The organism is Promicromonospora sp. NPDC050880, assembly GCF_044456525.1.
Taxonomy (GTDB): Bacteria; Actinomycetota; Actinomycetes; order Actinomycetales; family Cellulomonadaceae; genus Promicromonospora.
On sequence record NZ_JBITFV010000038.1, the window covers coordinates 1 to 13256 of the forward strand.

Sequence of the window (13256 nt, forward strand, 5' to 3'; positions counted from 1 at the left end):
TGTGCCGTGGCGCCCCCGGGGGCACCCTCTCCCCCGGGCCCGGGCGGGGGGGGGGCGGCCCCCGGGGCGGGGGGGGCCCCCCCGGGCGGGGCGGGGGGGGGGCCCCCCCGGGCGCCAGACGGCCGACTTCGTGATGCACGCTGCCGACCCCGCGGTACCGAGGGCTGAAGCCGCCCGGTCAGCTCCTCACGGCAGCACGTTCGGGTTGTCCGCGTGGGTCAGGGTCTCCCACGCGACGAACAGGTTGTTGGTGCCCGCCGGGCGGCTGGACTCCGTCAGGGCCTGGGTGTTGCTCATCGCGAACCCCTGCCGGTTGTGCAGGGCGTTGAACCCGACCTCGGTGACCGGGCCGAGGCCGAGGTGCAGCGAGCCGCCGCAGAGCCAGGACGGCACCGCCGTGCCCCGCTGGTAGGTCGAGTGGAACCCGAGCGCGTGCCGCAGCCGCTCCCCCACCTGCGGGTACAGGTCGTCGCCCTGGATCGCGGCGGTCTCGGCCACGTGCGAGATGGCAGAGATGCCGTAGCCGGTGTGCGTGAAGTCGCGGCAGGTCTCCTGCGCCAGGCCGTTGACCAGCGTCCGCTGGCCGTGCCAGTAGGAGAAGATCTCCTCGGGTGTGTCCCGGCCGGAGCCCGGCACGGTGCGCGGCACCGACCCGTCCGAGGTCAGGTAGATGAACGCGGGCACCCGGACCAGGAACCGCTGCCGGGCCGAGGCGTAGGCGTTCCGGTCGTCGAGGAAGACCGCGATGCCGACGGCCGCCTCCATCATCGACAGCTCCCAGTTGCCGTTGCTGTTGGAGCCGTTGATCACCTCGGGCAGGTAGACGTCGCGCAGCATGGTCTCGAACCGGTCGACGTCGGCCGCCGCCCAGCCCGCGCCCGTGTAGCGGATGATCTCCGCGGCCCGCGGCCACACCGACCCGGCCCACGCCGTCTGCAGCGGGGCGTTGGAGTTGGTGTGGTCCCGGATGACCGGCGACCACGCGTTCATGATCGAGATCGCCTTGTTCGCGTACCGGGTGTCCCTCGTGATCGACCAGGCCAGGGCGTGCGTGTACGCCGCGATGGCGTCCTCGCGCTCGTCGGTGCACCCGTAGTTCGGGTTGGAGTACGACCCGCACTCGACCACGGCCCGCGGGTGCGGTGTGTACGACAGCGACGCGTACCGGCTGCCCATCATCGCGTCGTACGCGCTGCGCCAGGGCTGCGCCCCGGCCTGCACCTGCTGCCGGACGAACGCGAGCTGCGGCGCGCTGACGTGCACGCCGGGGTGGGTGAACGTGGTCGGCACGTCGGCGGCCACGGCACCGGACCCGGCGTCCGGCACCACGTCCGGCACCACGTCCGGGAGTGCGGGCGCCTGCTGCCCGACGGCGGCGCGCGGCCCGGGCGTGGCGGCCGCGGCCCCTGCGGCCGCCGCGGGCAGCACCAGGCCCACGGCGACCGCGAGCGTGACCAGGACGGATGCCCTCCTGCTGCGGATCCTCATCAGAAGCCTCCCGTGATACGCGTGAACTCGAACCCGGGCTGATCGCGGTTGACCGACCAGAAGGCCAGTCGCGTGAGGCCGTTGTTCCGCGCGTAGTCCCGGATCTGCGTCCACGCGGCGGTCGTGGTGATCTCGCCCTGGTCGGAGCTCCCGTTCATGCCGGAGATGCCCATGTGCGCGTACGCCTGGGCGTCCGTCCAGCCGCGGGCCGCCTTGAGCTGGTTCTTGAGCCCCTCGGACGCGTTGACCGTGTCCTGCGCGATGTTCGAGGACCCGAAGTTGAACGGCATGATCGTGTAGTTGTCGATCGGGACGCCGAGCTGCGCGGCCCGGTTGATCAGCCGGGTGCCCGCACCCTCGGGGCCGCTGCGGCCCGTGCCGATCGTCACGGCGATCTTCACGTTCGGGTTGTTCTGCTTGACGATGGTCAGGCCCTGCAGGATGCGGTCCTGCACCGTGTAGTTCTCGAACTCGTCGGAGTTCTCGATGTCGAAGTCCACGACGTGCGGCTGGTGCGCGTCGATGACCCGCTGCACGGCCCCGGCGTAGGCGGCCGGCGTCGAGCAGCTGGGGCCGAGCTTGTTGCCCGACCAGCCGCCGAACGAGATCTGCACCTGGCCGCCCGCGGCCTTGATCGCGTTGATGGTCTGCTGGTCGACGCCGCCGGTGAGCGGGCGGCTGCCGTCCCACGCCGGGTTGCAGCCTCCGGAGGACAGGATGAACGCCATGGTGAAGGCCCGCACGCCCGTCTGGCTCATGACCGACGTCGCGCTCGGCGGGTTGCCCCAGCCCAGGTACAGGTAGGGCGCGCCCGGCATCTTCGCCGGGTTCGGCTGGGGGTTCCCGCCGTCCGTCGGGAGGGCCCAGCGCTGGTTGTCACCGGCGAAGCAGTCCCAGATCTGCAGCGGCGTGCCGTCGGCCGAGCTGGGCCCGGTGGCGTCGAGGCACTTGCCCAGGGCCCGCAGGGTGCCGTCGGCACCGGCGGTCCACCGCTGGGCGGCCGTGCCGTTGCAGTCCCAGATCTGCACGCGGGTGCCGTTCGCCGTACCGGCGTCGGCCACGTCGAGGCACTTGCCGAGCGCACGGACCGTGCCGTCGGAGCGTACGTCCCAGGTCTGGGCGCTCGTGCCGTTGCAGCCGTAGAGCTGTACCTGCGTGCCGTTGGCGGGGCTCGCCGCCGCGACGTCGACGCACTTGCCGCCGTACCCGGTGATCGCGCCGGTCGCGGCCTGCGCGACGGGCACCGGGCCGCCCAGCGCGAGCGCCGTGGCGAGCACCAGGGAGAGCGTCGCGAGGCCACCGAGGACACGGCGCCGTAGACGTGCTTGCATGGTCGTCCTCCTCTTCAACTTTCAAGGCTGTAAGTGAAGAGAACGTACGACTTCTTTGATGCCCGCAACATTGGGGCTTCCCCGTACAGGCACCACACAGGTTCACGCACCCGGAGATGCCGTGGGCCGCCGCCGGGCGGTACCCGACGGCGGCCCAGGAGCGCCGGAGGCCTAGAACCCGGCGGTGATCCGGGTGAACGCGAGGTCCTCCTGCGCGATGCCGCTGCAGTTGGAGGTGACGCCGCCACCCTCGCAGCCACGGTCCCGGTTGACCGCCCAGTACGCGAACCGGGTCAGACCCTGCGCGCTCGCCCAGTCGCGGATCTCGGTCCACTGCGCCGGCGTGGTGGTCTCACCGACGTCGGACACGCCGTTCATCCCCGAGATGCCCGAGTGGGCGTACGCCTCGGCGTCGGACCAGCCGTGCGCGGCCTTGAGCTGGTCGCGCAGGCCCTGCGCCGCGCTGATCGAGTCGGCGACCATGTCGGTGCCACCGAAGTCGAACGTCATGATCGTGTAGTTGTCGATCGGCGTGCCCAGCTCGGCGGCACGCGTGATGAGGCGCGCCCCGGCTCCCGACGGCCCGGTCGTCGACGTCGGGATCGTCACGACGGCCTGCACGTCGGGGTTGTCCCGCTTGACGATGGCGATGCCCTGCAGGATGCGGTCCTGGACCGCGTAGTCCTCCAGCTCGTCCGTGTTCTCGATGTCGAAGTCCACGACGTCGGGCCCGTGCGCGTCGATGACCTGCTGCACCGCGCCCGCGAACGCTTCCGGGCTCGAGCAGTTCGGCCCCAGCTTGTTGCCCGACCAGCCGCCGAACGAGATCTGCACCTGACCGCCCGCGCCCTTGACGGCGTCGATCGTCTGCTGGTCGACGCCGCCCGTCAGCGGCCGCTGCCCGTCCCACGCGGGGGTGCAGCCGCCGGACGACAGCATGAAGGCCATCGTGAACGCCGACACGCCGGTCTCGCCCATCACCGCCGTCGCGCTCTGCGGGTCACCCCAGCCGAGGTACAGGTACGGCGCGCCGGGCATCTTGGCCACCTCGGCCTGGGGCTCGACCCGGGGCCCGCTGACCTCCATGGCGGCGGCGCCCGCCATGCCACCGGCGGCGAGGACCGCCGCGGTCAGCGCGCTGAGTACGCCGAGGCGCCTCGGGTTCGTCTTCATCGTCATCTCCCGGAGGTTCGGTCACTAAGTAAGGAGACCGTACAACCCGGGTGAAATGTGGCGCATCAGGGTTATCCCGTACCCGACGCGCTACCTCCGCACCTGCGTCAGGTTGCCCTCCGCGTCCAGCCGGACCTCCGCGTCCAGGTCCAGCCGGTCCAGGAAGGCCCCGTCGTGGCTCACCACCAGCAGCGCGCCACGGTACGCCGCGAGCGCGGCCACGAGCTGGTCCGTGCTGGCGATGTCGAGGTTGTTCGTCGGCTCGTCCAGCACCAGGAGCTGCGCCGGCGGGTCCGCGAGCAGCAGCCTCGCCAGCGCCACCCGGAAGCGCTCCCCGCCCGACAGCGTCGCCACCGGCCGGTCCACCGCGGCGCCCCGCACCAGGAACCGGGCCAACCGGTTGCGCAGCTCGCCCGGCGGCACGTGCGGCGCACCCTCGCGAACGGCGTCCAGCACCGACGCCGCCTCCGGCAGCACGTCCACCCGCTGCGGCAGGTAGGCCACCCGCTCGGTCACGACCACTCCGGACGCGGCCGCCCCGCCCGACCCGTCCCGTGGAGTGCCGGCGGTGGACAGGAGGCGTTCCAGGAGCGTCGTCTTGCCCACGCCGTTCGGGCCCGTCAGGGCCACCCGTTCCGGACCCTGGATCACCACCTCCCGGCCGTCCGCGCCGCGCAGCACGGCCAGCCGCCGCCCCGCGGGGACGCCCGGGTCCGGCAGGTCCACCGAGATCCGGTCGTCGTCCCGCACCGCGCGCCCGGCCGCGTCCACGGCGGCCCGCGCCGCATCGACCTTGTCGTCCAGCATCCCGCGACGCGAACCGGCCGCCTTCTCCGCGCCGTTGCGCCGGTCGTTGACGACCGCCTTGACGTACTTGCTGTTCGCGGCGTCCTTACGGCCCTTGCGCTCGCTGTGCGCGATCCGCTCCTCCGCCTCGATCCGCTGGCGCTTCTCCCGGCGCAACGTCTGCTCGGCCGACCGCAGCGCCTGCTCGGCCGCCTCCTGCTGCACCTCCAGCCACGCCCGGTACTCCGAGTACGGGCCGCCGAACGTGGTCAGCGTCCCCGCGCGCAGCTCGGCCGTGTCGTCCATCAGCTCCAGCAGCGCCAGGTCGTGCGAGACGACGACGAGCGCGCCCCGCCAGCCGCGCACCAGCTCGTACAGGCGCTCGCGGGCGTCGCCGTCCAGGTTGTTGGTCGGCTCGTCGAGCAGCGCGACGGTGCCGCCGCCGCTCGACTGGCGCAGCCGCACCCCGGTGATCGCGGTCAGCATCGCCTCGCCGCCGGACAGGGTGCCGACCGACCGGTCCAGGCCGGTCGGCAGCCCGGTGGCGGCGAGCAGCGCGACCGCACGCTCCTCGACGTCCCAGTCGTCGCCGACGGTGTCGAAGTGCGCCTCGTCGACGTCGCCCGACTCGATCGCGCGCAGCGCGCGCACGACGGGCGTGATGCCCAGCAGGTCGGCGACGGTGGTGTGCGTGTCGAGCGTGATGCGCTGCGGCAGGTAGTCGGCGGCGCCGCTCAGGACGACCCGGCCCGAGGTGGGCGTCAGGAGGCCGGCGACCAGGCGCAGCAACGTGGACTTGCCGGCACCGTTCAGGCCGGTCAGGCCGGTGCGACCACGGCCGAAGGCGCCCGAGACGTGATCGAGCGCGACGGCGCCGTCAGGCCAGGCGAAAGTGACGTCGTGCAGCACGACGGAAGGGGTGGACAACATCGAAGGACTCCCGGGTGGTGGCTGTGAGCCGACGCCGGGTACCGCGGGTGGTGCAGCAGGGCAGGCGTCAGCGCGAGGTGGTCTCGTACCGGGAGATGCCCGTCATCACAGTCCTTCGGATCGCTCCCTCACACACGCGGCACACCCGCAGGAGCGTGCACAGCCTGCCACGACGCACGCGGGCGTGCAACGTGATCCGCGCCGCCCGGGCGCCCTCACGGCTCCGCGGCCGTGAGATACCGCTGCACGGTGGGGGCCAGCCACGCGACGATCTCGTCGCGCGTCAGGTCCACGGCGGGCTCGAACCGCACCACGTACCGCACCAGCGCCATCCCGAGCACCTGCGAGGCGACCAGGGCGGCGCGCCGGTCGGCGTCGGCTGCGGAGTGACCGAACGCCCGGGCGGCGGGCACGAGCTGGGTCCGGAAGACGTCGCGCAGGCGGTCGGAGCCCGCGGCGTTCGTGACGCCCACCCGGAGCAGGGTGCGCAGCACGCTGTCCCGCTCCCAGAGGTCGAGGAAGTGCGTCACCAGCACCACGCCGACGGCGTCCGGGTCGATGCCGTCCGGGTCCGGGAAGTCGAGCTCGACGTCGATCACCGCGGCGAACAGGCCCTCCTTGGAGCCGTAGTAGCGCATCACCATCGAGGGATCGATCCCGGCGTCGTGCGCGATCGCGCGCACCGTCGCACGCTCGTACCCGTCAGAGGCGAAGCGTTCCCGCGCCGCCTCGAGGATCGCGGCTCGCGTGGCGTCGGAGCGACGGCGGGGAGTCTCGGGCCCAGTCATGCCAACAACTGTATGCCAACACCTGTTGACCTTCGCCATCCGGACTAGCTACCGTTGTCAACAAGCGTTGGCCAACAGGCGTTGGCAACGAGTGGAGGAGGACACCATGGACACGGACGTCATCGTCGTCGGAGCCGGGCCGACCGGCCTCCTGCTCGCCGGAGACCTCGCCACCGCGGGGGCCCGCGTCACCGTGCTGGAGAAGCGCCCGGCGGGCCTGAGCAACCTCACCCGGGCGTTCGCCGTCCACGCCCGCAGCCTGGAGGTGCTCGACGCGCGCGGACTGGCCGACGAACTGCTTCCGCAGGGCACCCCGGTGCGGAGCCTGCGGCTCCTCCAGCGCCTCACTCTCGACCTGGGTGATCTGCCCTCGCGGTTCGGGTACGTGCTCATCGCGCCCCAGTACGAGGTGGAGCGGCTGCTGCGGCGACGGGCCGAGGCCGCGGGCGCCGTCTTCCGGCACGACACCGCGGTGACCGGCCTGACCCAGGACGACGACGGCGTCACCGTCACGGCCGCCGACGGGTCGACGGTGCGCGGCGCGTACCTGGTCGGCACCGACGGGTCCCGATCCACGGTGCGGGAGGCCGTCGGCATCCCGTTCCCCGGGCACGCCGTCATCCGCTCGATGGTCCTGGCGGACGTCCGGCTCGCCCGCCGGCCCGACGACGTCCTCACCGTCGCGGCGGAGAACGACTCCCTGGGCTTCCTCGCCCCCTTCGGCGACGGCTGGTACCGGTTCATCGGCTGGCACGGCAACCGCGACGTCGGCGAGGACGTGCCGGTGGACCTCGACGAGGTCCGTGCCGTCGCCCGCGCCACCCTGCACGACGACTACGGCATGACCGAGGCGCGCTTCCTGTCGCGGTTCCACGCCGACGAGCGGCAGGCGCCCACCTACCGCGCCGGCCGCGTGCTCCTCGCCGGGGACGCCGCGCACGTGCACAGCCCGGCGGGCGGCCTCGGCATGAACACGGGCCTGCAGGACGCCGCGAACCTCGGCTGGAAGCTCGCCGCGGGGCTCCGGCTGCCCGCCGGCGCGCGCGACGCCCTGCTCGACTCCTACGAGGCCGAACGGCACCCCGTCGGCCGGCAGGTGCTGCGTGTCAGCGGCGGCATCCTGCGGATCGCCACCATCCCGGGCCCCGTGGCCGCGGCCGCACGGCGTGCCGTCGTCGGAGCGGTGTCGCACGTGGCCCCCGTCCGCCGCCGGGCGGCGCTGACCGTCTCGGCCCTGGGCGTCGCCTACCGCCGCCCGCGCGGGGCACACCCGCTGGTCGGGAGCCGGGCCCGGGACCTGCCGCTGGAGGGCGGCACGCGCCTCGCCGAGGCGCTGCGGGCCGGGCGGTTCGTGCTCGTCGCCCCGGCGGGGGCGCCCGCCGCGGACCTGCCCGCCGCACTCGGCGAGGTCGACCGCGCCGAACGCGTCGAGGCCCGCCGGACCGACGGCGGGGCGACCACGCTGCTGGTCCGCCCGGACGGCTACGTCGCCGGCGCCGACTGACGCCGGCGCCGGAGCCCTCGACCGCGCGGGACCTGGCTCAGACCTGGGTCACCGAGAGGGCCGCCCCAAGAACGCCGAGGACCAGGAAGGCGACCCACACCAGCACCGCGACGCCGATCAGGGCCACGTTGATCCAGCCGAGGACGAGTCCCGCCGTGGCCGAGCCAGGGTTGTTCGCCAGGCCCTCCTGCACCGCCTTCCGGCTGGCGTTCCCGGTGACGATGGCGACGACGCCGAGGACGAACGGGCAGACGACCCAGCTCAGGATGCCGGTCACGAGGGACCACACGCCGAGGTCGTTCTTCGGCGGGGCGGGCGCGTAGACGTACTGCGGCGGAGCACCGTACTGCCGGGGCGGGCCCTGCGGCGCGAACGGCTGGAGCTGACCGGAGGGGTACTGCGGCTGCTGGCCCGACGGGTACTGCGGCTGGGGGCCGGGGCCGTACGGGGACCGGGGTTCCTGCCCGTACGGCGACGGCGTGCCCTGGGCGTACGTCGACGGCTGGTACGGCGGGGCCGGCGGGTACGGCGGCTGCGGAGCAGAGCCGTACGACGGCGCGGTGCCCGAGGGGTCCTGGGGCCGCGGGCCGGGCGGAAACCCCGGCTGCGGTGGACCGGGCGGGCTCTGCGGCTCCTCCGGCGAGGACGCGTCGTGGTGGGTCATCGGGTGCCTTCCGTGCTCGACCGCGCCGGACGGCGCGAGGGGGTGCAGCGACAGATCAGCCCGCCGTGCCACCGAGGGGTTGGACACCTCGGTCGCACGGCGGGCTGACCGGTGAGACGGGACTAGCTGTTCTCGAGCTCCTCCAGGAGCGCGTCCAGCTCGGGGTCCGACGTCGGCACGTCGCCGTACTCCTGCTCGTAGCCGCTCTCGAAACCGTCCTCGAAGCCGTCCTGGAACGACGGGTCGTTGATGGCGAAGATCGCGATCACGATGAGGAAGCCGACGTAGATCGTGGTCCACGCGATGCCGACCCAGCCCGTGATGATGCCGGCGAGGCCCATGCCGCCGTTGTCGGCCTGCCCCTCGCGCTGGGCGGCCCGGCTCTTGTGCCCCACGATGATGGCCGCGATACCGGTCAGGATGCCGCAGCCCAGCACGGCCAGGATGCCCAGCACGAGGGACCACACGCCGAGGCTGTTCTTGGGCAGCGGGGCGGCACCGTAGGCGTAGGGCTGCCCGCCCTGCGCGTAGACCGGAGCCTGCGGCGCCTGCTGGTACGGCGCCTGCTCGTGGGGCGCCTGCTCGTAGGGTGCCTGCTGGTACGGCGTCTGCTGGTACGGCGCCGGCTCCCCCGGGACGGCGCCGGGCAGCTGACCGCCCGGTTCGGGCTGCTGCGGCTGCTGCGGCGGGTCGTAGGGCGACTGTCCGCCGTCAGGCTGGGTCATCGTGCTACCTCTCTGCTTGCTCATCGCTGGTCGCGGCCGGGACGACCGGCGCGGAGGGCCCTAACCTACAGGCCGGACGCCCCGCACGGCAGCAGAAACGCATGGGGAGGCCTCCCCACGTCGGCGCAGGTGGGAGGCTCAGTAGTCGCGGTACCGGGGCATGTCGTTCACGTCGTTCCACTCGCCGAGCCCACCGGCCAGGAGCCCGGCCGCCAGCGCGACGATGAAGAAGGCGGCCACGAGGACGAAGAGCGCCACGTTGATCCACCCGAGGATCAGCCCGGCCGTACCCATGCCACGGTTGTTGGCCAGCCCCTCGTCCGCGGCCCGGCGGCTCATGGTCCCGGTGATGATCGCGGCGATGCCGAGCAGCAGCGGGCACATCACGTAGCTGAGGATGCCGGTGACCAACGCCCAGACGCCCAGGTCGTTCTTGGGCGGGGCAGGCGCGTACCCGTACTGCGGGGCCGGAGCACCACCGTAGGGTCCCTGCGCGCCGGACTGCTCGGAGGGCGTGCCTGCGGCCCGCTGCTCGGAGTACGCGGGCTGCTCGGGGTACGCGGGCTGCTCGGAGTACGCGGGCTGCTCGGAGCCGCTCGCCTCGGCCGGCGGCTCGTACCCGCTCGTGGGGGCGGACCGGCCGTACGGTGCGCCGGGGCCTTGGCCGGCAGGACCCGCAGGCCCTGGCTCCGTGGCGCCCGGCGGCACCTGCTCGGCGCCCGAGGCCGGTTCGGGCAGCGGCTGCGTGGGCGGCGTCTCCGGGTCCCGCTGAGGATCGCGTGGTGCGCCGCCGTCGTTCTCGGTCATGGAACCGCCCTCCAGGTGTGGATCCCGGGCACCGGGACCGGCGCCCCTTGAGATCCACCTAACCAGTGTTGGCGCAGGCCCGCGCGGGAAGGAGGCTCAGACGGGCTGCCAGGTCTCCACCCGGTGCGCCACCACGAAGCCGAGCCGCTCGTAGACGCGGCGCGCCGCGAGGTTGTCGGCGTAGAGCCCGAGCGTGACCAGCCCGTGCCCGGCCACGCCGTCCGCTGTCATGCGGGCCGTCAGCGCTCCGGCGTACCCGCGACCGCGGAACGCCGGGAGCGTCCCGATCGAGCCCAGGTGGACCGCGCCGCCCGGGACCGGGGTCGCGGACCCGGCCGCGACCAGCGCGCCCGTGCGGTACCCCTCGCCCGCCGACCGCATCCGCACCCCAGACCAGCGGGCGCGGCGCGCATGGCGGCCTCGCACACCGTGCCGTGTGCTCGGGTTGGCCTCGGCGAGCACCGCCTCGATCTCGTCGGCGTCGCGATCCAGGTCGAGCGGGACGACGGCGGCCGCACCCAGGTCGGGCACCACGGGCGCCGTCTCGGTGACCATGCGGTCCCAGGTCGTGGCCGGGCGCAGGCCCCACGCCGACAGGGTCGGGGCGGCCAGCACCCCGGCACCGCGGGTGACCGTCGCGCCCCGCACCACGTCCTGCGGCGTCACGGTCGCCAGCAGGTCCGCCACCCGGCGCGGCTCCCCCACGGCGGCGACGACCCGGCCGGGTCGTTCACCCGTCGGGTCGCCGAGCTCGATGACGCCGGCCGCACCGGCGTCGTCGGGCCCGGTGCTGTCCGTCCAGGAACGGATCACCTGGAGGAAGTCGGTCCGGACGGTATGGAAGACGTGGTCGAGCCCGTGTCCGCCCAGCCGCGTCACGCCGTGGGGGCGGGTGCCGGAACGGCCTCCGGGACGAAGTCCACGCCGGCTTCCTTGCGCTGCTCCGGCGTGATCGGCGCCGGGGCGGCGGTGAGGGGGTCGAACCCGCCGCCCGACTTCGGGAACGCGATGACGTCGCGGATCGAGGGCGACTTGGTCAGCAGCGCGACGATGCGGTCCCAGCCGAAGGCGATGCCGCCGTGCGGCGGGGCGCCGAACGCGAAGGCGTCGAGCAGGAAGCCGAACTTCTCCTGCGCCTCCTCGTGCCCGATGCCCATCACCTCGAAGACGCGCTCCTGCACGTCGCGGCGGTGGATTCGGATCGAGCCGCCGCCGATCTCGTTGCCGTTGCACACGATGTCGTAGGCGTAGGCGAGGGCCTCGCCCGGCTCCTTCTCGAACGTGTCGATCCACTCCGGCGTGGGCGACGTGAAGGCGTGGTGCACGGCGGTCCAGGCGGACGAGCCGAGGTCGACGTCGTCGTCCTCGCCGGCCGGCTTGAACAGCGGCGCGTCCACGACCCACACGAACGACCACTCGCCCGCGGCCTCCGCGGCCTCGATCACGCCGGTGCGGTGCGCGATCTCCAGGCGGGCGGCACCGAGCAGCGCCCGGGCCTCCCCCGTCTTGCCGGCGGCGAAGAACACGGCGTCACCGGGGGCCGCGCCGGTCGCGGCCGCGAGGCCGGCGCGCTCCTCGTCGGACAGGTTCTTGGCGACGGGACCACCCAGCTCGCCGTCCTCCGAGAAGGTGACGTAGGCGAGGCCACGCGCCCCGCGCTGCTTGGCCCACTCCTGCCAGGCGTCGAACTGCCGGCGCGGCTGCGACGCGCCGCCCTGCATGACGACGGCGCCCACGTACTCCGCCTGGAACACGCGGAAGGGCGTGTCCTTGAAGTAGTCGGTGAGCTCGACGATCGGGTTGCCGAAGCGCAGGTCCGGCTTGTCGGTGCCGTACAGGCGCATGGCCTCGTGGAACGTCATGCGCGGGATCGGCGTGGTGATCTTGTGGCCGATCAGGTCCCAGAGGGCCGTGAGGATCTTCTCGGCCAGGGCGATCACGTCGTCCTGGTCGACGAAGCTCATCTCGACGTCGAGCTGCGTGAACTCCGGCTGCCGGTCCGCGCGGAAGTCCTCGTCGCGGTAGCAGCGGGCGATCTGGTAGTAGCGCTCCATGCCGCTGACCATCAGGAGCTGCTTGAAGAGCTGCGGCGACTGCGGCAGGGCGTACCAGGAGCCGGGCGCGAGACGCGCGGGCACCAGGAAGTCGCGGGCACCCTCCGGGGTGGACCGGGTCAGCGTCGGCGTCTCGATCTCGACGAACTCGTGCTCGTCGAGCACGCGGCGCGCCGCCTGGTTCGCCTTGGCCCGCAGACGCAGCGCGTGGGCGGGGGCGGGACGACGCAGGTCGAGGTAGCGGTGCTTGAGGCGCGCCTCCTCGCCGATCACCTCGGTGTCAGCCAGCGCGGTGGACACCTGGAAGGGCAGCGGGGCCGACTCGTTGAGCGTGACGACCTCGGTCGCCACCACCTCGATCTCGCCGGTGGCGAGGTTGGGGTTGGCGTTGCCCTCAGGGCGACGGCCCACCTCGCCGGTCACCTGCAGCACGAACTCGGCGCGCAGCGGGTGGGCGATCTCCTCGTCGCGGATGACGACCTGGGCGATGCCGGACGCGTCACGCAGGTCGATGAACGCCACTCCCCCGTGATCACGGCGGCGATCGACCCAGCCCGTGAGGGTGACGGTCTGGCCGATGTGCTCGGCCCGCAATGAGCCGGCCGTGTGGGTGCGGAGCACGGGGAGGTTCCTTTCGTACGGAAGGTGGGTCCGGCCACGTGGCGCCCTGGACGGGCCGCACGCCGGGGCACGGGCGCCTGACGGCGCTCAGCGAGTCTAGTCGTTGAGACCTGCGCGCGGGCTCCGCCCTGTGGACGACGGTCGTTGGCGGTGCACGCGCCCGGACGTCTGCGTGAACCGGCGCCCGGACCGGTGACGCGGGTGAACTTTTTCGTGGCGTTGCTGCTGCGGCGTCAGTATTCTCCCAGGTCGGGACAGGGACAGGGACGTCGGGAGCCGTAGGAGGTCGCGATGGTGGATCTGCGGGTTGATCTGGATGCGGTGCGTGAGTTGGGGTCGAGTTTGTCGGTGGTGGCGGGTGAGTTCGAGAACGCGAATGCGAACA

General features: G+C 73.1%; 11 protein-coding genes. 1 reads left to right on the forward strand and 10 read right to left on the reverse strand.

Features of this window, described 5'->3' with window-relative positions; translation table 11 throughout:
• Positions 1-186 precede the first annotated feature (186 nt).
• From ACIBBF_RS26355 to ACIBBF_RS26375, 5 genes are all read right to left on the reverse strand, one after another.
• Positions 187-1488: an alginate lyase family protein gene (locus ACIBBF_RS26355; RefSeq protein WP_397419382.1), complete on the reverse strand. Its 1302-nt coding sequence runs from the start codon at positions 1486-1488 to the stop codon at positions 187-189.
• Entirely contained in the window at positions 1488-2819 is a 1332-nt protein-coding gene (locus ACIBBF_RS26360) for a ricin-type beta-trefoil lectin domain protein (RefSeq protein WP_397419384.1), read from the reverse strand. Before ACIBBF_RS26360 ends, ACIBBF_RS26355 begins: the two co-directional genes overlap by 1 nt.
• A gap of 171 nt (positions 2820-2990) precedes the next feature.
• Complete coding sequence (locus ACIBBF_RS26365; RefSeq protein WP_397419386.1) at positions 2991-3998, reverse strand: chitinase; 1008 nt, start codon at positions 3996-3998, stop codon at positions 2991-2993.
• 84 nt (positions 3999-4082) lie between these two features.
• Positions 4083-5708: an ABC-F family ATP-binding cassette domain-containing protein gene (locus tag ACIBBF_RS26370; protein WP_397419388.1), complete on the reverse strand. Its 1626-nt coding sequence runs from the start codon at positions 5706-5708 to the stop codon at positions 4083-4085.
• 215 nt (positions 5709-5923) lie between these two features.
• Positions 5924-6496 (reverse strand): TetR family transcriptional regulator, encoded by a 573-nt coding sequence (locus ACIBBF_RS26375; protein ID WP_397419390.1) that lies wholly within the window; start codon positions 6494-6496, stop codon positions 5924-5926.
• A 106-nt stretch (positions 6497-6602) separates the two neighbouring features.
• Between ACIBBF_RS26375 and ACIBBF_RS26380 the strand changes: the two genes are divergently transcribed.
• Positions 6603-8000, forward strand: coding sequence for an FAD-dependent monooxygenase (locus ACIBBF_RS26380; protein WP_397419392.1), 1398 nt, complete (start codon positions 6603-6605; stop codon positions 7998-8000).
• A gap of 37 nt (positions 8001-8037) precedes the next feature.
• Here the strand turns inward: ACIBBF_RS26380 and ACIBBF_RS26385 are convergent, their stop codons facing one another.
• From ACIBBF_RS26385 to aspS, 5 genes are all read right to left on the reverse strand, one after another.
• Positions 8038-8664, reverse strand: coding sequence for a DUF4190 domain-containing protein (locus tag ACIBBF_RS26385; RefSeq protein ID WP_397419394.1), 627 nt, complete (start codon positions 8662-8664; stop codon positions 8038-8040).
• A gap of 122 nt (positions 8665-8786) precedes the next feature.
• A complete protein-coding gene (locus ACIBBF_RS26390) occupies positions 8787-9389 on the reverse strand; it encodes a DUF4190 domain-containing protein (protein WP_397419395.1) in 603 nt (200 codons plus the stop codon).
• Between the two features lie 138 nt (positions 9390-9527).
• Positions 9528-10196: a DUF4190 domain-containing protein gene (locus tag ACIBBF_RS26395; protein WP_397419397.1), complete on the reverse strand. Its 669-nt coding sequence runs from the start codon at positions 10194-10196 to the stop codon at positions 9528-9530.
• Between the two features lie 96 nt (positions 10197-10292).
• Entirely contained in the window at positions 10293-11075 is a 783-nt protein-coding gene (locus tag ACIBBF_RS26400; protein WP_397419399.1) for a GNAT family N-acetyltransferase, read from the reverse strand.
• Complete coding sequence (gene aspS, locus ACIBBF_RS26405; RefSeq protein WP_397419401.1) at positions 11072-12871, reverse strand: aspartate--tRNA ligase; 1800 nt, start codon at positions 12869-12871, stop codon at positions 11072-11074. The genes ACIBBF_RS26400 and aspS overlap by 4 nt, the downstream gene beginning before the upstream one ends.
• Positions 12872-13256 lie beyond the last annotated feature (385 nt).

Excerpts from the sequence above, each read along its gene's own strand:
- ACIBBF_RS26390 (WP_397419395.1), bottom strand. The coding sequence starts at position 9,389 with ATGACCCAGCCTGACGGCGGACAGTCGCCCTACGACCCGCCGCAGCAG.
- ACIBBF_RS26365 (WP_397419386.1), bottom strand. The coding sequence starts at position 3,998 with ATGACGATGAAGACGAACCCGAGGCGCCTCGGCGTACTCAGCGCGCTG.
- ACIBBF_RS26355 (WP_397419382.1), bottom strand. The coding sequence starts at position 1,488 with ATGAGGATCCGCAGCAGGAGGGCATCCGTCCTGGTCACGCTCGCGGTC.
- ACIBBF_RS26375 (WP_397419390.1), bottom strand. The coding sequence starts at position 6,496 with ATGACTGGGCCCGAGACTCCCCGCCGTCGCTCCGACGCCACGCGAGCC.
- ACIBBF_RS26360 (WP_397419384.1), bottom strand. The coding sequence starts at position 2,819 with ATGCAAGCACGTCTACGGCGCCGTGTCCTCGGTGGCCTCGCGACGCTC.
- ACIBBF_RS26395 (WP_397419397.1), bottom strand. The coding sequence starts at position 10,196 with ATGACCGAGAACGACGGCGGCGCACCACGCGATCCTCAGCGGGACCCG.
- ACIBBF_RS26380 (WP_397419392.1), top strand. The coding sequence starts at position 6,603 with ATGGACACGGACGTCATCGTCGTCGGAGCCGGGCCGACCGGCCTCCTG.
- ACIBBF_RS26385 (WP_397419394.1), bottom strand. The coding sequence starts at position 8,664 with ATGACCCACCACGACGCGTCCTCGCCGGAGGAGCCGCAGAGCCCGCCC.
- ACIBBF_RS26370 (WP_397419388.1), bottom strand. The coding sequence starts at position 5,708 with ATGTTGTCCACCCCTTCCGTCGTGCTGCACGACGTCACTTTCGCCTGG.